13 protein-coding genes are annotated in these 22,788 nt (G+C 68.9%); 6 read left to right on the top strand and 7 right to left on the bottom strand.

Annotated elements, in window-relative coordinates:
* Positions 1-11: 11 nt before the first annotated feature.
* Entirely contained in the window at positions 12-2,633 is a 2,622-nt protein-coding gene (gene mutS / locus AC16DP_RS36870; protein ID WP_329726294.1) for a DNA mismatch repair protein MutS, read from the bottom strand.
* Between the two features lie 307 nt (positions 2,634-2,940).
* On the opposite strand from mutS, the gene nhaA reads away from it, so the two are divergent.
* The 5 genes from nhaA (at position 2,941) to AC16DP_RS36845 (ending at position 9,111) form a co-directional block, all read left to right on the top strand.
* A complete protein-coding gene (gene nhaA / locus AC16DP_RS36865; RefSeq protein WP_329726174.1) occupies positions 2,941-4,314 on the top strand; it encodes a Na+/H+ antiporter NhaA in 1,374 nt (457 codons plus the stop codon).
* Between the two features lie 66 nt (positions 4,315-4,380).
* Entirely contained in the window at positions 4,381-6,069 is a 1,689-nt protein-coding gene (locus tag AC16DP_RS36860; protein WP_329726175.1) for an ABC1 kinase family protein, read from the top strand.
* An 86-nt stretch (positions 6,070-6,155) separates the two neighbouring features.
* Positions 6,156-6,392: a hypothetical protein gene (locus AC16DP_RS36855; protein WP_329726176.1), complete on the top strand. Its 237-nt coding sequence runs from the start codon at positions 6,156-6,158 to the stop codon at positions 6,390-6,392.
* A 105-nt stretch (positions 6,393-6,497) separates the two neighbouring features.
* Positions 6,498-8,195 (top strand): serine/threonine protein kinase, encoded by a 1,698-nt coding sequence (locus AC16DP_RS36850; protein ID WP_329726177.1) that lies wholly within the window; start codon positions 6,498-6,500, stop codon positions 8,193-8,195.
* A 22-nt stretch (positions 8,196-8,217) separates the two neighbouring features.
* Complete coding sequence (locus tag AC16DP_RS36845; protein WP_329726178.1) at positions 8,218-9,111, top strand: DUF2381 family protein; 894 nt, start codon at positions 8,218-8,220, stop codon at positions 9,109-9,111.
* A gap of 55 nt (positions 9,112-9,166) precedes the next feature.
* Here AC16DP_RS36845 and AC16DP_RS36840 read toward each other — a convergent pair whose 3' ends face one another.
* Together AC16DP_RS36840 and AC16DP_RS36835 are read right to left on the bottom strand one after the other, a co-directional pair.
* Entirely contained in the window at positions 9,167-9,937 is a 771-nt protein-coding gene (locus tag AC16DP_RS36840; protein WP_329726179.1) for a hypothetical protein, read from the bottom strand.
* Positions 9,934-12,726, bottom strand: a complete 2,793-nt coding sequence (locus tag AC16DP_RS36835) for a hypothetical protein (RefSeq protein WP_329726180.1) — start codon at positions 12,724-12,726, stop codon at positions 9,934-9,936. Before AC16DP_RS36835 ends, AC16DP_RS36840 begins: the two co-directional genes overlap by 4 nt.
* Positions 12,727-13,153: 427 nt before the next feature.
* Between AC16DP_RS36835 and AC16DP_RS36830 the strand changes: the two genes are divergently transcribed.
* Positions 13,154-15,040, top strand: a complete 1,887-nt coding sequence (locus tag AC16DP_RS36830; protein WP_329726181.1) for a M4 family metallopeptidase — start codon at positions 13,154-13,156, stop codon at positions 15,038-15,040.
* Between the two features lie 60 nt (positions 15,041-15,100).
* Here AC16DP_RS36830 and AC16DP_RS36825 read toward each other — a convergent pair whose 3' ends face one another.
* The 4 genes from AC16DP_RS36825 to AC16DP_RS36810 form a co-directional block, all read right to left on the bottom strand.
* Complete coding sequence (locus AC16DP_RS36825; protein ID WP_329726182.1) at positions 15,101-16,729, bottom strand: DUF2330 domain-containing protein; 1,629 nt, start codon at positions 16,727-16,729, stop codon at positions 15,101-15,103.
* Between the two features lie 131 nt (positions 16,730-16,860).
* Positions 16,861-19,998, bottom strand: coding sequence for an efflux RND transporter permease subunit (locus tag AC16DP_RS36820; protein WP_329726183.1), 3,138 nt, complete (start codon positions 19,996-19,998; stop codon positions 16,861-16,863).
* A complete protein-coding gene (locus AC16DP_RS36815; RefSeq protein WP_329726184.1) occupies positions 19,995-21,200 on the bottom strand; it encodes an efflux RND transporter periplasmic adaptor subunit in 1,206 nt (401 codons plus the stop codon). Before AC16DP_RS36815 ends, AC16DP_RS36820 begins: the two co-directional genes overlap by 4 nt.
* Positions 21,201-22,580, bottom strand: coding sequence for a TolC family protein (locus tag AC16DP_RS36810; RefSeq protein ID WP_329726185.1), 1,380 nt, complete (start codon positions 22,578-22,580; stop codon positions 21,201-21,203).
* Between the last annotated feature and the right edge of the window lie 208 nt (positions 22,581-22,788).

The following is a 22,788-nucleotide window of genomic DNA, read 5'->3' as shown; positions in this document are numbered from 1 at the left end:
CCCTCCCTTTCCTACTTCAGCTCCCGCTGCAGCTTCGCCAGCAGGGTGAGCGCCTCCATGGGCGTCGTCTCGTCCACCTTCACACCTCGTAGGGCCTCCAACACCTTCTGGTGCGAGGGCTCCAGCTTCGGCCCGGGCTCGGCCACTCCGCCGAACAGCCCCAGCTGCCCCGGCGACGGCGCCCGCGACGACGTCCGCCGCGCCAGCCTCGGCCGCCCGCTGTCGTCGAACTCACCGGACTCGAGGTTCTGCAGGATGTCCCTCGCCCGCGTCACCACCTCCGGCGGCAGGCCCGCGAGCCTCGCCACCTCGATGCCGTAGGAGCGGTTGGCCCCTCCCGGCACCAGCTTGCGCAGGAACAGCACCTTGCCCCCCTGCTCCCGCACCGCGATGCACATGTTCTTCACCCGGGGCTTCTCCCGGGAGAGATCCACCAGCTCGTGGTAGTGCGTGGCGAAGAGCGTCCGCGCCCCCACCTTGTCGTGCAGGTGCTCGGCCACCGCCCAGGCGATGGACAGGCCGTCGTAGGTGGACGTCCCCCGGCCAATCTCGTCCAGCACCACCAGGCTGCGCCGCGTGGCGTGGTGAAGGATGTGGCTCGTCTCCGTCATCTCCACCATGAAGGTGGACTGCCCGCGCGCCAGGTTGTCCGCCGCTCCCACGCGCGTGAAGATCCGATCCGACAGCCCGATATGCGCCGCGCCCGCCGGCACGAAGCTGCCCGCCTGCGCCATCAGCACCGTGAGCGCCACCTGCCGCATCACCGTGCTCTTGCCCGCCATGTTGGGTCCGGTAATCACCAGGATCTGCGCGTCCTCCGAGTCCATCTTCACGTCGTTGGGGACGAACGCCTCGCCCGCCCCCAGCATCCGCTCCACCACCGGATGCCGCCCGCCGGTGATGGACAGCACCTCGGACTCGTCCACCACCGGCCGCACGTACCCGTACTCGGCCGCGCACCGCGCGAAGGACAACAGCGCATCCGCCGTGGCCACCGCCTCCGCCGCCGAGCGCAGCCGCGGCGCTTCCTTCGTCACCTGGGCCCGCAGCTGCTCGAAGAGCTCCAGCTCCAGCGCGCTCCGGCGCTCCTCCGCCGTGAGCACCTTCTCCTCGTACTCCTTCAGCTCCGGGGTGATGAAGCGCTCGGCCCCCACCATCGTCTGCTTGCGGATGTAGTCCGAGGGCACCAGGTGCAGGTTCGCCTTCGTCACCTCCAGGTAGTACCCGAACACCCTGTTGTAGCGGATCTTCAGCGAGTTGATGCCCGTCCGCTCCCGCTCCCGCGTCTCGATCTTCAGCAGGAAGTCCTTGCCGGAGGTGGACAGCTCCACCAGCTTGTCCAGCTCGGCGTGGAAGCCCGGGCGGATGAAGCCGCCCTCCTTGAGGCCCGTGGGCGGCTCGTCCACCACCGCCCCCAGCAGCAGCTCCGTCAGCTCCGGCAACGCCCCCAGCGGCCCCGCCAGCGACTTGAGCAGCGGGGACTCGCAGCGCGCCAGCACCGCCCCCAGCCGGGGCAGCTGCGCCAGCGACAAGCCCAGTGCCCGCAGATCCCTCGCGTTGCCCGCCCCCAGCGACAGCCGGCCGCACAGCCGCTCGATGTCGCCCACCTCCTTGAGGAGGCTCGTCATCTCCTCGCGCCACACGCTGCGCTGGGACAGCTCCTCCACCGCGTCCAGCCGGGCGTTGATCTCCGGCAGCGAGCACAGGGGCGCGGCCAGCCACCGGGCCAGCTTGCGCGCCCCCAGTCCCGTGGCCGTCCTGTCCAGCACCCCCAGCAGCGAGCCCTTGCGGCCCCCGTCCCTCAGGGTGCGCAGCACCTCCAGGTTGGACCGGGAGGCCTCGTCCATGAGGAGGTGCACGCCCCGCTGGTGGCGGCTGAGCCTGTCCACGTGGGCGGCGGCCGTCTTCTGCGTGTCCTTCAGGTAGCGCAGCGCAGCGCCGGCGGCCCCGGTGGCCAGCGGCGCGTCCTGCAGCCCGAAGGCCTCCAGCGACTGCACCGCGAAGTGACCCCGAAGGTAGACCGTGGCCCGCCCGGGCTCGAAGGCCGCCTTCTCCAGTTCCGCCACCGCCGGAGGCCTCGGCAGCCGTGACACGAGGGTGGCCGTGTCCGGGGAGTCCCTCTCCCCCTCGGGCACCAGCAGCTCCCGCGGCTCCACCCGGGCCAGTGCCTCCACCAGCTCCTGCGTGGTCTCCGCCTCCAGGCAGAAGAACTCGCCCGTGGAGGCCTCCAGCAGCGCCGCCCCGAAGCCGTGCGCTCCCGGGTACACCGCGGCCAGGAAGTTGCTCGCCCGCGGCTCGAGCGCCTCCTCGTCCAGCACCATGCCGGGGGTGATGACGCGCGTCACCTCGCGCCGGACGATCCCCGGCCCGCTGCCCGCCTCCTCCACCTGCTCGCAGATGGCCACCTTCAGCCCGTGCTCCACCAGCTTCGCGATGTAGCGGCGCGCCGAGTGGTACGGCACCCCGGCCATCGGCACCTTCTCCGCGTTCTTCGCCCGCGCGGTGAGGGTGATCTGCAAGAGCTCCGAGGCACGCACCGCGTCCTCGAAGAACATCTCGTAGAAGTCCCCCAGCCGGAAGAAGAGGATGGCGTCCGGGTTGAGCGCCTTCACCTCGAGGTACTGCCGCATCATCGGGGTGAGCGCGCCAATCTCCCGCGCCCCGGCCTGCTCGGCCGCCGCTTCCACCGGCGCCTCGGCCTCGTCCCCGTGTCCCTTGCCTGCCTTCGCTTGCGTCGCGCCCATCGCCGCCTCTTGTGTCATGCGTCCGGTCCCGGATCAACAGAACACATGACTTCTGCCGTCCCCCCGTCCGTGCCTACTCCGCCGATGGCTCGCACGTCCTCCTGACGGCCAGCCGTCCCGGTCCGGAAAAATCGTGAGCTGCTCCTCCGAAAACGGTTGGCCTGCACCACCCCCGGAGGGCACCCTTCCGCCCGCCATGGAGACCCGCACCGATACCGTCCAGCCCGTCCCCGTCCCCCGGCTCTTCAAGGCCGCCGTGGCGCCCGTCCAGGCCTTCTTCAAGCTCGAAGCCAGCGGCGGCATCCTCCTGGCGCTCTGCGCCCTGGCGGCCATGATCTGGGCCAACTCGCCCTGGGCCGACACCTACACCGGCCTCTTCGACGCCCCCCTGGCCGTCGGCTCGGGCAGCGCCCCCTTCCATTTCACCTTCCGTGAATTCATCAACGACGGGTTGATGACGATCTTCTTCTTCCTGGTGGGGATGGAGATCAAGCGGGAGCTGGCCGCCGGAGAGCTGCGCTCCCTGTCCAAGGCCCTGCTGCCGCTCATCGCGGCGGTGGGCGGCATGGTGGTGCCCGCCGCCATCTACGCGGCGATCAACGCCGGGACGCCGGCACTCAAGGGGTGGGCCATCCCCATGGCCACGGACATCGCCTTCGCCATCGGGTGCCTCACGCTGCTCAAGGGGCGGGTGAGCCACGGCCTGGTGGTGTTCCTCACGGCGCTGGCCATCTTCGACGACATCGGCGGCATCCTCGTCATCGCCATGTTCTACGGCACGGGGCTGCACGTGGAGTGGCTGCTGGCGGCCCTCGGCGTCACCGCGGTGCTGGCGGCGTGCAACAAGTTCTACGTGCGCAACGGGCTGGTGTACGCGGTGCTGCTGGGAGCGCTCTGGTACACCATGCACCACGGCGGCGTGCACGCCACCATCGCGGGCGTGGTGGTGGGAATGATGATCCCCGCCCGGCCCGTGCGCCGGGGCCGCCTGGTCCTCGAGGAGCTGCACGGCTTCATCGGCCAGCTGCTGCGCGAGCCCGAGGACGAGGCCGTGCGCACCAACCAGCTGCTGCACATCGAGGAGCAGCTCGAGGACATCGAGCCGCCGCTCACCCGCTTCGTGCACATCTGGCACGGGTGGTCCGCGTACGCCATCGTCCCGCTGTTCGCGCTGGCCAACTCGGGCATCTCCCTGGCGGGGATGAGCCTGGCGGACGTGCTCCAGCCCCTGCCCCTGGGCGTGGTGCTCGGCCTCTTCGTGGGCAAGCAGGTGGGCATCTTCCTCTTCACCTGGGTGGCGGTGAAGACGAAGCTGGCGGACATGCCGGGGCGGGCACGGGTGCCGCAACTGCATGGCGTCTCGGTGGTGGCCGGCATCGGCTTCACGGTGGCCCTGTTCGTGGCCGGACTGGCCTTCGCCCACGAGCCGCACCTGCTGACGGAGGCGAAACTGGGCATCCTGCTCGGCTCGCTCCTGTCCGCGGTGGTGGGCTACCTGTTGTTGCGTTTCGGACCCACGCCCCGGCCCCAGGGGGAGCCGGCCTCCGAGCCCGCCTCCGGGACGGCTTGAGCGGACGACAGCGGGGCTTCTTGGGGTTTGCCGGCGGCGCGGGCCCGTGGAAAGGTGCCGGCCACCGTGCTTCTCCAGGATTTGAACCGCGTCCGGCAGATTGGGGTCATCGCAGCGCGCCACGGCTTCGGCGAGTGGCTGGAGCGCGCGGGCGTGTGGCGCCAGCTCGGGCGGCGCGAGAAGGTGGAGGTGTCCCCCGAGGCCCAGCGCGCCTCCACCGCGCGCCGCTTCCGGATGCTGCTCAATGATCTCGGCCCCACCTTCGTGAAGCTGGGGCAGATCCTCTCCACGCGCGCGGACCTGCTGCCGGCCGAGTACATCGAGGAACTGGCCACGCTGCAGGATCATGTGGAGCCCGTCCCCGTGGAGGACGTGTACGCGCAGATCCGCGAGTCGCTGGGCCGCGAGGCGGACGAGCTCTTCAAGCAGATCGAGCCCCAGCCGCTGGCGGCGGCCTCCATCGCCCAGGTGCACCGGGCGGTGACGCTGGAGGGCGACGAGGTCGTGGTGAAGGTGCAGCGGCCGGGGATCGCCGAGCGGATCGACTCGGATCTGGTGGTGCTGCGCTCGCTGGCGAGGCTGCTGGAAGCGGTGGTGGAGGAGACGGGCATCTACTCACCCACGGGGATCATCGACGAGTTCGACCGGGCCATCCACGAGGAGCTGGACTTCGTGCACGAGGCGTCGAACATCCGGGCCTTCCTGGAGAACAACCGCAACCGGCCGTACATGAAGATTCCGCGGGTGTACGACGGGCTCAGCAGCCGGACGGTGCTGACGATGGAGTTCGTCCGCGGGGTGAAGATCAGCCAGGCGGAGCTGTCGCCGGAGGATCGTCGGGAGGTGGCGGGCCACATCCTGGACGCGAGCTTCCGGCAGCTCTTCGAGGACGGGCTGTTCCACGGAGATCCGCACCCGGGCAACCTGCTGGTGCTGGAGGGCAACCGGCTGGCGCTGCTGGACTTCGGGGTGGTGGGCCGGCTGTCGCGCGCCATGCAGGAGACGCTGGTGATGCTGGCGCTGGCGGTGGCGCTGAAGGACAGCGACTCGGTGGCGCGCATCCTCTACCGGGTGGGCGTGCCGGACGCGCGGGCCAACCTGGTGGGCTTCCGCAACGACATCGAAGGACTGCTCGGCAGGCACCTGCCCATGACGCTGGGCCAGGTGGACGCGCGCAGCCTCATGCGGGAGCTGTTGGATCTGGCGGTGAAGTACCGGATCCGGATCCCCAAGGAGTACGCGCTGCTGAGCCGGGCCTCGGTGTCCACCGAGGGCATGTTGCGCAGCCTGTACCCGGACCTGAACATCCTCGAGGTGGCGATGCCGTACGCCAAGGAGCTGCTGGCGGACCGGTATGATCCGAGCCAGCTCCAGGGCGGGCTGATGCGCACGCTCTTGCGCTTCCAGTCGCTGGCGCAGGACCTGCCCACGCAGCTGTCGCAGATATTGCTGGACCTGGAGTCGGGGAAGTTCAGCGTGACGGTGCGGGCGGAGCAGTTCGACAAGCTGAACGACAACCTGCGCAGCGCGGCGATCGTGATGTTCATGGGCCTGTGCGCCTGCGGGCTCATCGTGGGAACGTTCATCTCGTTCGCGCAGACGCCGTGGCAGTACCACGGCCTGCCGGTGCTGGGCCTGCTGGGCATCATCCTGTCGGCGGCCATCTTCGGCGCGGTCTTCACCTGGTACCTGTTCGGCAGACGCTTCGGGAAGGTCCGGGTGAGCCGCTGGCTGGCGAAGAAGCGCCGGAAGTGAGCCCGCCCACCTTGAAGGGTGGCCTCGGGCAGTGACTCCCCAGGTGGTCCTTCAACGGGGTGACGCCTTCTGATTGAAGCAGGGGCGTGCTCATCCTCCCACGCTTCTACTCGACCTCCACCACGGCCCGGCTCGAAACCCGGGCGCGGCAGCTCGGTCTGCGCCTGGGCATCTCCTACGGCGAGGGCGACCGCTGCGATCGCTACTTCATCGTCTCGGTGAACGGAAAGAAACTGGAACGCATGGTACCGCTCGGATGGACCGGACCGGAGGCCGAGCAGGCCCTCGTGCAGTACGCCAAGGAGATGCACGCGTCGAAGTGAACCCACCGGGTTCCTTCCCTCGCCCGCGCGCCATGCCAACCCGTCACGTCCGGGGCTGCGGGCAACCGCTCTGGTAGCCTCCGGCGCTTTTCGGAGGTAGGCTGGATGTTCGACGGAAGCGGTGGACGGGGCGATATCCCCTCGCTGGGATTGGCTCCCGGCATGGTGGTGGCGGGTTTCACGATCGAGGGGCTGCTGGCCAGCGGCAGCTTCGGCACCGTGTACCGGGCCAGGCGGGACGGCCGCCTCTTCGCCATCAAGCTGGTGCCCCTGGCTCCGCGCGGAGACCGTGAGGTGGACGCGCTGCGCCGGATGCGGCACCCGAATGTCGTGGGCTTCCATGGGTATGGCCTCTGGCCAGAGGAGCAGCCGCACTCCCTGGTGCTCGCCCTGGAGCTCGTCGAGGGCCTCCCGCTGGACCAGTGGGCGCAGGAGGAGAACCCGACCGCGCTCGACCTGGTGGGCCGCGTGCTGCTCCCGTTGGCGCTCACCCTCGCGGATGTGCATGCCATGGGCGTGGTCCATCGGGACGTGAAGGAGGCCAACATCATCGTGCGGCAATCCGATGGGATGCCCGTGCTGGTGGACTTCGGCGCGGCGAGCCTCGAGGGGGCCCAGCGCCTGACGCAGTGGATGCCACCGGGCACCCCCGAATACCGCAGCCCCGAGACGCTGCGCTTCGGCCGGCAATGGGAAGGCGAGCCCTACCCGGTCAGCCCGGCGGAGGACCTGTGGGCCATGGGCGTCGTCACCTACATCCTGCTGACGCGCAGCCTTCCCTTCGGGGACCGGCACGACCCCGGGATGGTGCGCGCCATCCTCGAGAAGACCCCCCGGGCTCCGGATGAGCTCAACCCGCGTGTCCCTCCCGCCTTGAGCGAGCTGTGCATGCAGATGCTGGAGAAGGCACCCGAGGACCGGTACGCGGATGCCCGGGCGCTCGCGGAGGCGCTCTCGACGGCGTGGAGCGAGGCGGACCGCTCCTGGCGCGTGCGCCTGTTCCCCGAAGTCAAACGCGAGGAGGCACCCGCCCCGCCCCCGCCTCCCGCCCCCGAGGCGCCCATCGAGCGGCAGGCACCTGGCCGATGGCGGATGGCCAGGCTCGTTCTCGGCGCCGCCCTCCTGGGAGGCGTCTTGATTCCTTCCTCCCAACGTTCCGAGTCCCCCCCCCCTCCCCAAACGCAACACGCCAGTGCTCGCCAGGAATTGGCTCCTCCCCAGGTGATGGGAGAAGTTGGGCACGTCGCGGGACCGCAGAAGTCACTGCCCCCCGCGCCCGTCGCCAGCGCGACGCCAACCCAGGAGCCCAAGATGATCAAACCCAAGAAGGCCCGTTCCCTTGCCGCCGCCACCCTCTTGACCGGCGCCGCCTGCATGGGGGCCGGATGCGCGAGCACTCCGAAGCACGAGCCCCTTCCAACCTCGCCGTGCCCGCCCGGTGCGAAGGAGGCCCTGACGCAAATCGGCCTCATCCCGGGAGACGCCAGGCGCATCTACATCCCCCCCAATGAGCCGAGGGGGCACACCATCGAGATTTCGGAGGGCGAGGTCACGGCTCGAGTGGTCGGTGCCTGGGGGAATCTGCCGAATGATGCCTTCTTGTACGGTGAGTTCATCTTCCGGAAGAACCATGTCTATGGCCACTTCACTCGTGCCCAATTGAAGAACGGGGAGATCGTGCCGGTCTGCATGGAGGTGACTACGTCACGGGGCATTGGTATCGCGAAGGAGCCCGGCAGCACCTCCAAGAAGGCCATCGTCAAGAACTTCCTGTACGCCTCGGTGACGTCGAGATTCGACTAGGCCGCGCAGAAAGACCCTCACCGTGCTCCCCACCCTCCCCTTTCTCCTGTCCCTGGTTGTCCTTCAAGGTACTCCTGACCTGGAACCGGCCGTCGCGTGTGAGGACTCACAGCGAATTGATTTGACGTTGACGCCCTCAGCGGAGGCTCGCGAGATATGCGTCAGCCCGGGAATGATGACGGGCTTCCTCTTCGACACCATCCCCGGGTCACTGGAGTTACAGGAGGAAGTGCGTTTCGTGGAGGTGCTCCGCGGCCAACGTGGCATCAGCTTCGTGCCACCCAAGGACATGATGCCTGGAGAGCGCCTGCGGCTGACGGTTCGCTTCGGAGCCGCAGCCGCTCAAGAGATCATCACCTTCATCCTGGTGGCCCACCGGGGACAAGCCACCCGGCAGGTCGAGGTGTACCGCGACAAGCGCCCTCAGGAGTCCTACCAACAGGAGGCACTGGAGGAGCGCGCGAAGAATCAACAACTCCGCAACGCGAACCAGCAGTTGCAGGTTCAGCTGGAACGGGCACGGGGACTCCGGAGCCTCATTGCCAATGGCATCGTAGGGCATTCCGGAGTCCAGACCCTGGATTTGGCAGTGGACAAGACCAACATCCCGGCCGGAGTCGTATTCTTCGACACCGTCGTCAGCTACCGCGCAGGCAAAACCGTGGTGGCGGAGACGTGGTTGAGTAATTTCAGCGCAGCGCCGTGGAACACAATCCGGGCATCCCTGCTCACCGCCGACAATGAGGAGGTACCTGGGGTACAGTTCCTGCAGCTGAATGTCATTGCGCCCACCATGCGCGAATCAGTCATCCTGGAAGTCAATGCGGAAAGCAAGGATTTCCACGGTGAGTTCAAGCTGATGCTCTGGGATGAGACATCGCGAGTCATCACCTTTCCAGGGTTGAGGTTTCCGTAGGCCTCGTTCCCTGAGCCACCGTGCCATGGCCTGGGCGAGGCCGCCCCGGCACCCGTCATTCATCACGGAACCACTCCGCTGGAATATCCAATGCCGCGAGAATCCGCTCGGGCGAGCGCTCGCCCTTGATGTTGCCCACCGCCGGCACGAATGAATCCTCACGAGGCGGCAGCGAGAAATGGCCGATGCACGCTCCTCCCCGAAGGACGGTAACGAAGAACACATCCAGGCTCGGAGAGGCGGCTACTCCATAGCCCGTCACATGGGGAAGCCACTCGGAGAGAGTGATGTCGGCGAACCCGATGTCACCCGTTTCGCTGGACACGCGGAGCCCTCGCGGTGTGTCCTCGAAGCGATAGTGGCCCGGAGGAAATGGGTCACCCGCCTCCTCCAGCACCCGGGATGCCTCTTGCGCCCGGACGCCCTCCATCAGGGCGGCTTTGCGCAGGGGCTTGTTGGCCGCGGCTCCAGATGGCTGCTCTGCGCCAGGCAGCGGACAGCCGAGAGACTGTGCCAATGCATCTGGGTCTGCCTCCTCGACCTCCAGCGTGCCATGTCGCCAGGACGTGACGGCCCACGGATCGTTGCCGCGGTCAATCGAGTACACGGGCTCATCCACTTCGAGTGACAGCTCTTTGGCGATTTGAAACCCGGCGCCGACATCGCTGGGATCCGTCCCCACGATGGCATGGTAAAGACCACTGCCTGGAATGACCTCGAAGGATGGCTCTTTTTCGTCCTCCAACATCAGCGCGGAGCGGACGCGGCGCTCGAGTTGTACGGGATCTCCTGGAGTCAGGACGGCCCAGAGCGGCCACTGGCTCATGGTGCGCCTCCTGACAAATTCTCTGGAAGGCTCAGCGCCGCACGCAGTTGCCTGGTCTTGTCCAGTATTTGAGCCTCCTCCAACTGGATGACTTTCGTGCCCGGTGAGTATTTGAGCAGGAAGCCCAATAATTTGGCTCTGGTCGGTCCGCTCAAGTTGTCCGTGCTGACGAGAAACGGTTGTCCGTGAGGTGCCTTGGCCGCATCAGCCAGTTGATCGATCAGGTGCTGGAGTTGCTTGACGAGCGCCTCCTGCTGCTCGTCAAGCTTCCTGCCTGCATCTCTGGTCAGCCAGGAGTCGAGCGCTCTGCGCCATCGCTTGTCGTTCCAGCCTTTGACTTCTACTCCATGCTGAAGTTTCGATCCGGCCGTCGCCGTCAGTACGTTGTCGATGATGTGCCCGGCTCTCATTTTCACCTGTCGGCCGGTCAACCGGAATCCCTTGAAGAGTTTTTGTGCGTTGTCTTCGGTCAGCATCTCCGCTGCGACGCCTCGGAGTTGCTCGCGCACACGCCGTTGAAGTCTCGAGTTCCATGGCTCTGCCGCCGCCTGCTGGAAATCCTTCCACGACGTCATCCTGTTTCTACCCATGAAGTCGAGGTCCTTCATGGACAGCCCTGTTGAGCGGAGCCAGCCCAGGTCCACGCTGCCCTTGCAAGCCTTCCTGGCCAGTTCAACGACTGCTTCGGCGTCCAGTTCCGGGTGGCTGACGAGCCACTGGGCCTGCTTCAGGAGGGCAAGCGGATCCTTCAGGCTTGGAGCTCCCGAGCGTCTCAGAAGCCGCGCAAGTGCCGGCTTCGCCGCACTGGGCGTGGAGGAGCGCAACAATTCCACGGCGGAGAGGTACGCCTGAGCCTTGTCGGCCGGCAGGGCGGCCGCGCGCCGTGCCACCGCACCGTAGGCGAGCGCCATCTCCTGGCTCTCCGCTGCCAGCAGCTTCAACGCATGCAGTGTCTTCTCGGCCTTCTCGGCCGCGAGCCCCGCGCTGCGAATGCCGCCAATGGCCCGTGCGGCGGCCATCTCCCCGCGGATGGCGAAGAAAGCCTGCTTGAAAGCCTCGGCGCCGCCTGGAAGAGAAAACCGCAGCCCGTCCGGTGTCGCAACGGCCTCGCCCTCGGCGAGCATCCGCTCCAGCGTTTTCACCAGCGCATGAACGGACTCCACCGACTCGCGCAGTCCGGACGAGGCGCGGGCCCCCGCCGCGCTCAACGCCAGCCTGCCCCGGTTCACCAACTCGCGTCCAATGCCCGAGGAGGCCAGCTTGGAGATGTCCCTGCCGGCCAGCGCCACCATGGCCAGGTCGTGCACCGCGAGGAAGGCCCGTCCCGCTGACGTCCGCGACAGCTCGTCCCGGTATGTGTCCACCGCCGCCAGAGTCGCCACCAGCGACATGCGGCCCACGAACAGGCGCACCGCGGATCCGCGCGCCTCCAGCACATCATGGTCGAGGGCGAGCAGAGGCCGAGGCTCCTGCGGTGTCGCCGTGGCGAGGGCTGTCTGGAGGAGCTCCCGCCGCAAGGCCGCCAACTCGCCCGTACCGGCCCCCAGCCCGGGCCGCCAGTCTCCCGGCCGAATGAGGAGCGTGTCCGGGTAGTACCAGTAGGCATTGCCATCGAGCTCTTCGAGCGGCTGGGGAGCGCCGGCAACGGTGTTGAATTCAGCGCTGTAGCCCCGCCAGCGCCCATCCTTCCCGGGAAGGATGACGCGCGGGCTTCCACGGAAGGCGTTGCGCACGCGCAGTTCCGCCCGCTCCAGGGAGGTCTCCTCGGTGAGCAGCAGCAGGGTGCGCACCTGGACGCTGGAGCCGCCCGCGAAATAGAAGCGGCCCACCACACTGCCCGGAGCCAGGACGGGCGAGCCATCCGTGACGCTGTAGCTCACCTTGAAGCGTTTGGAGCGCAGAGCGATGGCCTTCCGCAGGGGCTCGGCGGCTCCCGCGAGGAGGTGTACACGCTGCGACTCGTCCCACCAGGGCTCGAGCGCCTGGAGGTAACGGTCGAAATAGCTCTGCCCGGCCCCGTCCAGAATGTTGGAGCGTTGAGCCCAGCGCAGGCCGCGCTCCACCAGCGCGGCGGCCCCGGGCCCGTCCGGAGGGGCCGCCGAGAGCTGGGAGCGGCTCCACGCGACATCCGCTTCCAGCTGCGCCTCCAGGGCCCGGCGCATGGCGGTGAGCAACTGTGGCACGAGCGCTGGCGGGTGGCGCACGCGCACGCAGACCTGGAGGCCCTCCTCAGCACTGGAAGGTGGCGCACGGGGCTCGATGTCGAAAGCGCCCACCGCCGCGGCATCCCCGAAGAGCCGCGAGGCGATGTCCTCACGCGAGGCGTACCCGGGAACCCAGAGCAGCTCGGACCGAGCCGGATCCTCCTGAACGGGGAAGGAAGCGTCCTGTGCCGAGAGCAGGGCGAGTGCGCCCTCCTCCTCGTTCTCGGCTGTATCCTCCCGTTCCAGCGCGACCCGTTCGTCCTCCAGCCACTCTGGCGGGATGTCCTCCATGGGCGGGAGGCGCCAGGTGCGCTCCAGGGCGGGCGTGTCCTGGTGGTGCCAGGCCCACTCATAGGAGAGGGTGAGCATGGCACCGGCGCCAGTCCCCTCCGGAACGTCTACCTCCACCTCCTCCCGGCCTCGCTCGCTGCTCACCACTCGGGGGAGCGGTGCCGGTGGGTAGCCCTCGAGCGGGTCCACCCGCAGCCGCTCGTCCTCCCCCCAGTTCAGCTCGCCCGCGGCGATGATTTCATCTCCTGCCTCCACCATGAGGCGGCCGGGGTCCATCACCCGGAGGGAGAGCACGCCTTCCTTCCAGTCTTCCAGGGGAGGGTTGGGGGCTCTGGCTCGCGCATGCGCTTCGGCCGAGAGCGTTACCCGCTCTCGTCTCAGCTCTTCGCCGGCCACGCTCATGCTGGCGACGAGGCAGCTTGTGAGCAGGAGGGCCTGAAGTCCTTTGACCCAATGGGACCGGCACATGCTCCCTCCCCTTCCCGCCTTCGGCTCCCGCCAGGACAATCACTACTCGGAAAGGCGGGTGAGACACCTTTCATGGCGGGGTGCTGTCCTGTCAACTCCGCCGGACGATGAGAGCTCTCCAACCAAGCCAACGCGGTGAACGGCCATATGTCCACCAGTCAACATCGCCCGTCTTTCCGTTGGTTCCGGGTCTGACGGCTCTTCATGCTGCTCCCCCTCGGCGGCACGCCGCCGCCTCAGGGGGAATCACTGAATGCGTACCCGGATGCTCGCTGCCTGCCTGTCGCTCGCGCTCACCGCTTGTGACACCGAGTCCTTGGATCCTTCCGCCGATACCGCCTCCACCGAGGATGTCCAGGCGGCCCTCGCCGCCCTGCCCTCGGCCCAGGTGCTCGGGGCCCACGAGGACGGCGTGCCGTACATGATTCGCGGCCGGCTCGGCACCTCGACGAGCTCCCTCCGGGGTGTCTCCGCCTCCGAGGCCCACGCGAACGTCAGCGCCGCCCTGTCCCGCATCACCCCCGTCTTCCGGCTCCAGGCCTCCGACCTCGTCGTGCGCAAGCTCTCCCAGGACGAGCAGGGCCACACGCACATCCGCTATGCGCAGACGAAGAACGGGCTGCCCGTCGTGGGCCACGAGCTCATCCTCCACGTGGATGAGAACGGCCTCGTCCATGCCGCCAACGGCTCGGCCCGGGATGGCGAGTCCGTCCCCTTCCGCGCCCGCATCGCTCCCGAGGCCGCCCGCGCAGCGGCGCTCGAGAGCACCCCGGGCACCGTCCACGCCGAGGAGGCCCCGCGGCTCGTCTACGTCCGCTCCAGCGAGGATGGACGGCTGAAGCTTGTCTTCGAGGTGCTCGTGACGGGCGAGAACGGGGATCAGCCCATCCGGGAGCACGTCTTCGTCAACGCCCTGGATGGATCCATCACGGAGCGCACCTCGGACATCCACGAGGCACGCAACCGTCTGGTGTACTCGGCCAACAACACCACCACCCTGCCGGGAACCCTGAAGATCAGCGAGGGAGGCATCACCACGGGCGATCCCGTCGTGGACAAGGCCTATGCCCACCTCGGCACCTTCTATGATTGCTTCAAGGCCAACTTCAACCGCGACTCGGTCAACAACGCCGGGGCGCCGCTGACGGCCACGGTGCACTACAGCAACAACTACGTGGGCGCCTTCTGGAACGGCACCACCATGGTCTGTGGTGATGGGGACGGCGTCACCTCGGGCCCGCTGTGCAACGACATGGACGTCATCAACCACGAGTACTCGCACGCGATCATCAGCGCCGAGTCCAACCTCACGTACGCGCTCGAGCCCGGTGCGCTCAACGAGGGCTTCGCCGACATCTTCACCGCCTACTGCGAGAGCTGGAGCAACGCCTGGTCCACGAACGCGGACGTCTTCAAGATCGCCGAGGACGTGTGGACTCCGGCCACCGCGGGTGACGCGCTCCGCTACATGTGCGATCCGGCCCTGGATGGCTCGTCCAGGGACTACTACCCGGACCGCTACATCGGGTCGGCCGACAGCGGCGGCGTGCACGCGAACTCGGGAATCGCCAACCTGGCCTTCTGCCTGCTGAGCAAGGGTGGCACGCACCCGCGTGGCAAGAGCACCACCGTCGTGCCGTCCACCGGCGCGCAGAAGGCCGGCGCCATCTTCTACAAGGCCAACTCGGACCTGATGACGGCCAGCACCACCTTCGCCCAGGTGAAGACGTACACGGAGCAGGCGGCCGCGATGCTCTACGGCTCGGGCTCGGCGGAGCAGACCGCGGTCACCCGGGCCTGGGAGGCCGTGGGTGTGGGCCTGGCGTCTCCCCCCACCCCGCTGACCAACGGTGTCGCCCTCCTCAACCAGTCGGGCGCCGCGAGCTCGCAGAAGTTCTACTACCTGGATGTGCCGGCCAGCCGCCCGGTGACCTTCACCATCAGCGGCGGCACGGGCGACGCGGACATGTACGTGAAGTTCGGCTCGCAGCCGACCACCAGCTCGTACGGCTGCCGCCCGTACCTGGGCGGCAACAACGAGACGTGCAACATGGCCGCGCAGGCCACCGCCGGCCGCTACCACGTCATGCTGTACGGCTACAGCGCCTACTCGGGCGTCTCGCTCACGGGCACGTACTGAGCCACGCACGGCCCCCGGGAGCACACCTCCCGGGGGCCGCTTCGTCTCGAGCGGACGTGCTCAGTTGCGGCGGCGGCGCAGGCTCCACGCGCCGAGCACCAGCGTCAACAGCGCCGCCGAGCCCGCGTCCGTGGCACCGCAGCCACACGACTGCGTGGCGAGCCCTCCCCCCATCTCCTGGATGATCCCCAGGATGGCGGGGCCATTGTCCTGGATGAGCATGGGCGCGCCCACGTCGCTGTACTGCTCCACGCGCTCCGCGTTCGGCCCCCGGGTGACGGGCTGGTTGAACTTCGTGAAGAAGAAGCGCCCGTCCGGCAGCTCGATGCGCACCGTGCGCTGGGAGAAGTCCTGCTGGCAGCTCTCATAGTGCGCCTTGGCGGTGAAGACGTTGGAGATGTCCGGCGCGTCCGGGTTGAAGTCGAAGTCCGGATCCACCGTCATCTCCTCGGCGGACATGGTGGTGTAGAGGCGCGTGAGGTACGGGTGGGCGTCGAGCAGGGCGATGGCTCCCTTCAGCGGTCCCACCACCTGCGTCTCCAGCGCCTGCGCGAAGCCCTGCGCATCGAAGGCCGGCCGCCCCGGATCCGCGTCGATGGCGGACCGGTAGTTCCACATGAAGTTGTAGAACTGGGACTCCGGCACGCCCTGCGACACGAGCGAGGCCGGCATGGGGATGTACTTGCGCAGCAGGCCCTGCACCGTGCTGTCACCCAGGAAGCCCTGGTTGAGCATCTGCTGGGTGAAGTCCACCGGGTGTGAAATGGACGAGAGCGCCGCGGTGTCGTAGTTGCGGCCGAAGTTCTGCTTGAAGCCCCGCGCGAAGGACGTGGAGCTCCCGGCGAACTCGGTGAGGAACGCGCGGCCTCCCGCCTCGTCCACGGCCGCCGTGGCCACCATCGGGTAGTTGCGGCCGCCCCCCAGCCAGTCCACGCGCGTGGGGTTGATGAGGACGTGCCGGTAGTTCGTCGGGATGGCGCGCTTCTGCGCCAGCACGTAGGCGATGATGGGCATGTCCGGACGCGCGGCGATGGCCGTGAGCCGGATGGGCACGCAGGGCCGGTTGCTCTCGGACTTCAGCACGATGGGCCGCAGATCCCCCACGTCCTTGTCCTGTTGCAGCTTGAGCGCCACGAAGTAGTAGCCGTTGCCCACGTACGGCGTGAGCGCCTCGCCAGCCGCCTCGGGGATGTCGTAGCCGTTGGTGGTGAGCCATTCGCGCAACGCCACCGCGTCGTCCGCGGTGAGGGTGGCCGCGTCATAGGGCCCCACGTCCTCGCGCGACACCACCACGACGCCGCCGTCCCCGGCCCCTCCCGGCGCGGCATCCTCCATGGGCGGCGACCCGAAGACGCTACCCGGAGGGAAGAGCGGCTGGCACGACTGATCCCACTGGAGCTGGAAGCGCGGCTGCGTCACCTGGTCCAGGTACGTGAAGAGCTGCGCAGAGCCCACGCTCAGCGTGGGCTTCGCCTGCACCGGCACCACCCAGGCGAACTTCTTCGCCTCGCCCTGGTACTGGATCTGGACGTGGGCCTCGATCGAGCTGCCGTTGACGCCGAAGACGATGCGCTCTCCGGCCTGATCGATGGGCGTCTGGGAACAGAAGAAACCGCCGCACGCCTCGGCCCTGGGCGCGGACAGCAACCCAACGGCCACCAGCGCGCCGAACACCACCGCGTGACGCATGCAAACCCCCTTCGAGGGAAACCCGGAGGGCATTGCAAGCCCCCGGCCGGACGTCAACCCCGCGACATCCGGGGCCTCGAAGGGGTGGGCCCCTCGGAAATCCACGAGGGGCCCACGAATCCCCGGCGGGGTCAGCTCCCCGCGAGCCGGGCCTTGTCCTCATCCACCCCGGGCGCGGGCTCGCCACCGGAGCCCGGGCCGTGCTCGCCGGAGTCTCCGGAGCCACCGCGGAGCCGCTCCAGCCGCGCCTTCATCCGATCCGCCACCACGTAGAAGGCGGGCACCACCAGCAGGCTGAGCACGGTGGAGACGGAGAGTCCGCCCAGCACGGCCACGGACATGGGGGCGCGCGTCTCGCTGCCCGCGCCCAGCGCCAGCACCGCGGGCACCGCCGCCATCATCGTCGCCAGCGACGTCATGAGGATGGGCCGCAGGCGCACCGGCCCCGCCCGCTGCATGGCCTCCACCGCGTTGGCGCCCAGCTCGCGCTGCTGCAGCGCGTAGTCCACGAGGATGATGGAGTTCTTCTTCACAATGCCCATCAGCAGCAGCAGGCCGATCATGCTGAAGATGTTGAGCGTCGTGTTGGTGCCCCACATGGCGAAGGCCGCCCCCGCCACCGACAGCGGGAGGATGGTGAGCACCGTGACGGGGTGGAGGAACGAGTTGAACTGCGAGGCCAGCACCATGTAGGCCACCCCGATGCCCAGGAAGAGGGCGAAGAGGAGGCTGTCCATCGACTCCTGGAAGGCCACGCTGGAGCCGCCGAACACCACGCGCGTGCCGCCGGGCAGCTCCTTCGCCAGCCGCTGCACCGTCTCCATCGCCTCCTGCTGCGTGGCTCCGGGGGCCACGTTGGCGTAGATGCTGATGGCGCGCTCACGGTCCTTGCGGGTGATGGCCTGCAGTGCCGGGCGCTCCTCCTGCGACACCAGCGAGGAGAGCGGCACCAACTCACCGGTGCCGGTGCGCACCTTGAGGATCGACAGGTCCTCCGGCCGGGAGCGCTGATCCTTGAGCAGACGCAACCGCACGTCGATGCGGCGCCCGCCGGTGCTGTACTTGCCCACGCGCACGCCGCCCACCAGGGCGTTGAGGGTGGAGCCCACGTCCTGCATGGACACGCCCAGATCCGCGGCGCGCGCACGGTCCGGGGTGATGCGCAGCTCCGGCATGCCCACCTGGTAGTCCGTGTCCACGTCCACCACCTTGCCGCTCGCCTGGAGCTGCTCGCGCATGTCCGTGCTGGATTCGATCAGCCGCTCCCAGTCCGAGCCGCGCACGCTGAACTCCACCGGAAAGCCGCGCGAGCCGGTGAAGCCGCTCTGCGACAGGTCCATCACCACCGCGCGCAGGCCCGGGTACGAGTTGAGCTCCTTGCGCAGCACCTGGTTGAACTCGGACATGGGCATGCGCTGCTCCGGAGGCACCAGGGTGATGAAGAGCATGCCGCCATTCACAGAGCTGCCGCCGCCCCCCACCACCGCGAACAGGCGCGTCACCTCGGGCCGGTGGCGCAGGAAGTCCTCGGCCCGCAGGAAGAGCCGGTTCGTCTCGTCCACCGTGCTGCCCACCGCCGTCTGCAGGCGCACCATGACGCGGCCCTGATCCTGGGAGGGGACGAACTCGCTCGACAGGCCCTTGAAGGCGAAGCCGGACAGCGCCAGCAGCGCCAGCGCGCCGCCCAGCACCCACCAGGGCCGCTGCAGCCCCCGGGCCAGCACCCTGCCGTAGTGGTGCTCCAGCCAGGTGAAGGCCTTGTCCACGGCCAGGCCCACCCGGCTGCGGCCCTCGCGGCCCGTCTTCAGCAGCTGCGCGCACCGGGCCGGCGCCAGGGTGATGGCCTCCACGTAGGACAGCATCACCGCCACGCACAGCGTCACGCCGAACTGGAGGAAGAACTTGCCGATGACCCCCTTCATGAAGATGACGGGGATGAAGATGGCCACCACCGCCAGCGTGGCCGCCAGGGCCGCGAAGGTGATCTCCCGCGTGCCCTCGCTCGCCGCCTTCACCCGGCTCTTCCCCTCCTCCGCGTGCCGGAAGATGTTCTCCATCACCATGATGGCGTCATCCACCACGATGCCCACCGCCAGGGACAGGCCCAGCAGCGTGAAGGTGTTGAGGGTGAAGCCCAGGAAGTAGATGACCGCCACCGTGCCCAAGAGCGACATGGGGATGGCGAGGATCACGTTCATCGTGCTGGAGAGCGAGCCGAGGAACGCCCAGCACACCAGCGCCGTCAGCAGGCAGGCCAGCAGCAGCTCGAACTCGATCTCGTGGACGCTCTCCTCGATGAACTGGGTGGAGTCGAAGTTGATCCCCAGGTCCATGCCCTCGGGCGCGTCCTTCTGCAGCTCGGCCAGGCGGGCGCGCACCTCCTGGGCCACCGCCACCGCGTTGGCCCCGCGCTGCTTGCGGATGCCGAGCCCCTGCGCGGGCTGCCCATCCACGCGGGCGATGCGGCGCTCGTCCTCGAAGCCGTCCTCCACCAGCGCCACGTCGGACAGGTAGATGGGAGCGCCGTTGCCCTCGCGCACCACCAGGTGGCGCAGCGTCTCGAGATCCAACGCCTCGCCCATGACGCGGACGTTGACCTCGCGGCCCGCCGTCTCGATGCGGCCCGCGGGCAGCTCCACGTGCTCGCGCTGCAGCGCGGTGACGATGTCCGCCACGGTGAGCCCGCGCGCGTCCAGCTTCTGCGCGTCCACCCAGATGCGCACGTTGCGATCCAGCGAGCCGCCCAGCGACACCTCGCCCACGCCCGGCACCGTCTGGAGCACCTCCTTCACCCGGTAGCGCGCGAAGTCGGAGATGAACTGCCGGGAGAAGGGCCCGGACACGCCCAGCCACATGATGGGGTTGTCCTCGGGGTTGCTCTTGGAGATGACCGGCGGATCCACGTCCCGAGGCAGCCGGTTCTGCGCCTGGCTCACCTTGGCCGTCACGTCCTGCAGCGCCTTGTCCACGTCGCGCGAGAGATCCAACTCCACGGAGATGCCGCCACCGCCCTGGCTCGCCCGGGAGGTGATGGCCTTCACGCCCTCCACCTGCATCACCGCTTCCTCGAGCGGCTCGATGATGTCCGTCTCCACCGCCTCCGGCGAGGCCCCTTCCCAGCTCACGTTGACGCTGATGACGGGGTAGTCCACGTCCGGGAACTGGCTGATGCCGATGCGCTCGGCCGCCACCAGTCCGAAGACGATGGTCGCCGCCATCAGCATCCAGGCGAAGACGGGCTTCTTGATGCAGACGTCCGTGATGCTCATCGGGCTCCGCCTCCCGTGTTCGCTTCCACTTCCTGGCGCGGCTCACCCGTGACGGCCGGCTTGGGGCCCTCGGCGATCCGCACCCCGGCGCCGTCCTTCAGCGCCTCTCCCCCCCGCACCACCAGCTGCTCGCCGGGCTTCAGGCCCTCGCGCACCTCCACGAGCCCGTCCGCCGTGCGCAGGCCCAGCTCCACCACGCGCTCGCGCGCCTTGCCGTCCTGCACCACGAACGTCAGGAAGCCGCGCTCGCTGGGGCGCACCGCCGTCTGGGGAATCACCGGAGCCCCCTTGGCCGTGTCCACCGGCACCGTCACCGTGGCGAAGGCCCCCGGCCGCAGCGCCTTGGCGTCCTCGCCGCGCACCTCCGCCGTCACCTTCACCATGCGGCTGGCTGGATCCGCCGCGTCCGCCACGTAGCTGATCTTCCCCGTGTACGTGCGCGAGTCCGAGCGCACCGTGAAGCGCGCCGGCATGCCCGGCTTCAGCCGCGCCACGTCCGCCTCGGGCACCGTGAAGCGCAACAGCAGTGGATCCCTCCGCAGCAGCGTGGCCAGCACCGTGCCCGGCTGCACGTACTGCCCCGTCTGCACCGTGCGCGTCTGCAGCACCCCTTCCATGGGCGCCTTCACGTACGCGTCCCGCAGGTTGAGCTCGGCCTGATCCACCGCCGCCTTCGCCGCGCTCGCGTCCGCCGCGGCGGTGCGCGCCCGGGCCTCGGCCGTGTCGATCTGCTCGGCCGGCAGCAGCCCCGGCTTCACCTCGTTGGCCGCCGCGCGCCGGCTCGCCGCCGAGTCCGCCTCGGCCTTCGCCGCCAGCGCCTTCTCCAGCGACGCCTGCGCCGAGCGCACCGCGATGCTGTAGCGCGTGGGCTCGATCTCCGCGAGCACCTCGCCCTTCTTCACCGACTGGCCCTCCATGAAGCGCACCTGCTCCACCACGCCCGCCACGCGCGCGGTGATCTGCACCTGCTCGAAGGCCTCCACCGAGCCCACCGCCGAGACGACGTACTCCACGTCGCGCGACTCCACGGGCCGCACCTCCACGGGGAACTGGAGTGGACCGCGGCCACCGGGGCCTCCCCCCTTCCCGCCGCCCTTGCCACCGCCCTGGGCCGCTGGAGCGCCTCCCGCCGGCTTGCCCCCACACCCCGTCCCCAGGGCGAGCGCGGCGCCCAGTACCCAAGTCACCACACGCGTCTTCACTTACGGCTCCTTCCCCAGCGGATCGAGTCCGACGGCGGCCCGCAGCTCCAGGAGCGCGGACCCCAATGCATAGCGAGCCCGGGCAAGCGCCACCTCGGCCTCGAACTGCCTCACCTGCGCATCACTCAACGCCAGCGACGACGCAATCCCCTGACGGTAGAGGATGCTCGTCTCCTCGGCGTTCTGCCGGGCGGCCTCGAAGGCCACCTGGCTCCGGTTCAGCGCGGCCTGCGCCGTGCGCAGCGCCACGTTCGCCCGGTCCACCGAGACGTCCACCCGGCGCGTCCGAGCCGCCACATCCAACTCCTGCACACGCACCAGGGCGAGCCGCTCCCGGCGATCCGCGTAGCGCTCGCCTCCGTCGAAGAGCGACCAGCCGAGGTTCACCGACAGGAAGGCGTTCCAGTTGCGGCCGGCGAGGCCCGCCTCGTTGGTGAGGGTGTACACCCCGGAGGCCGACAGCGTGGGGAAGAGCCGGGCCAGCGGCTCCCGCGCGAGCGCCTCCTGCTGCTGAATCCGGAGCTTCGCGGAGAGGATGTCCGGGCGGCGCTCCAGGGCGCCCTCGGTCAGCGGCGCGAAGGACTCCGCGGGCCGCGAGGCCTCGCCCAGCAGCGTCTCGGGCGCCGCCAGCGGGCCCTCCACGGGCGTCACCAGGAGATAGCCGAGCTCCAACCGGCTCGTCTCGGCCTGACCCACCGCGTCAGCGAGCTCCGCCTCCGCGGTGGCCACGTCCAGCTGCGCGCGCGTCACGTCGTTGGTGCTGGCCAGGCCGGCCTGGGCGCGGGCCTTGGCCTCCTCGAGCGACTGGCGGGCGAAGGCGAGCCGGCGCTCGGCGGCCTGCGCCACCTGTTGCTGGCCCAGCGTGGTCAGGAAGGCCGTGGCGGCCTGGAAGGACACCTGCCGGCGCGCCTCCACCGCGTCCAGTGCCGTCGCCTCGCGATCCCGGTTCGCCGCCTGGAGGAGCGGAAAGCCGCGCGCGTCGAAGAGGGGCACGCTGGCCGTGGCGTTTCCGGACAGGGCGTTGAGCGTCTGGATGACCACGTCCTCGCCGCCCACCTGGCGCACCACCTCCTGCAGGCGGCGGGTATAGGTGGCGCTGACGTCGAGCCTCGGGAAGAAGAAGGCGCGCGCCCGGGCCACACGCGCCTCGGCGGCCTCGGAGCGGGCCTGGGCCGTCAGCGCGGACTCATTGCGCTCGGCCGCCAACGACACCGCGCGCTCCAGCGTCAGCGGCTCCCGCGTGGGCTCGGACTGCCCGGCGGCCGGGGTCTCTGCTCCAGGCCCGGGAGCGGGCCGCGAGTCCTGCGCGCGCGCTTCCGGCACACATAGGGCGAGCCAAGCGCACACGGGGAGGGCAACAGCGGAGCGAATCAAGTGCATGGTCGGGCGAGGAGGGGGAGCTCCGGGGGGGAGAACGACGGGCCCATATATAGGACCCGAGCGAGCAGGACCACGGGAACCCACCTCGCTGGACGCTGCATCGCACATCGGGCTAATGGGGAGGAGGACGAAGACCTTACGAGTGGGGCGCGGCGCGCCCGGGAATGCCCGAACGATGCGTTTATTCCTGCTGGCCTTGGGAATGTTG

The organism is Archangium sp., from assembly GCF_057119385.1.
The sequence above is the reverse complement of the archived record's forward strand: the minus strand, read 5'-3'. Positions and strand labels throughout refer to the sequence as shown.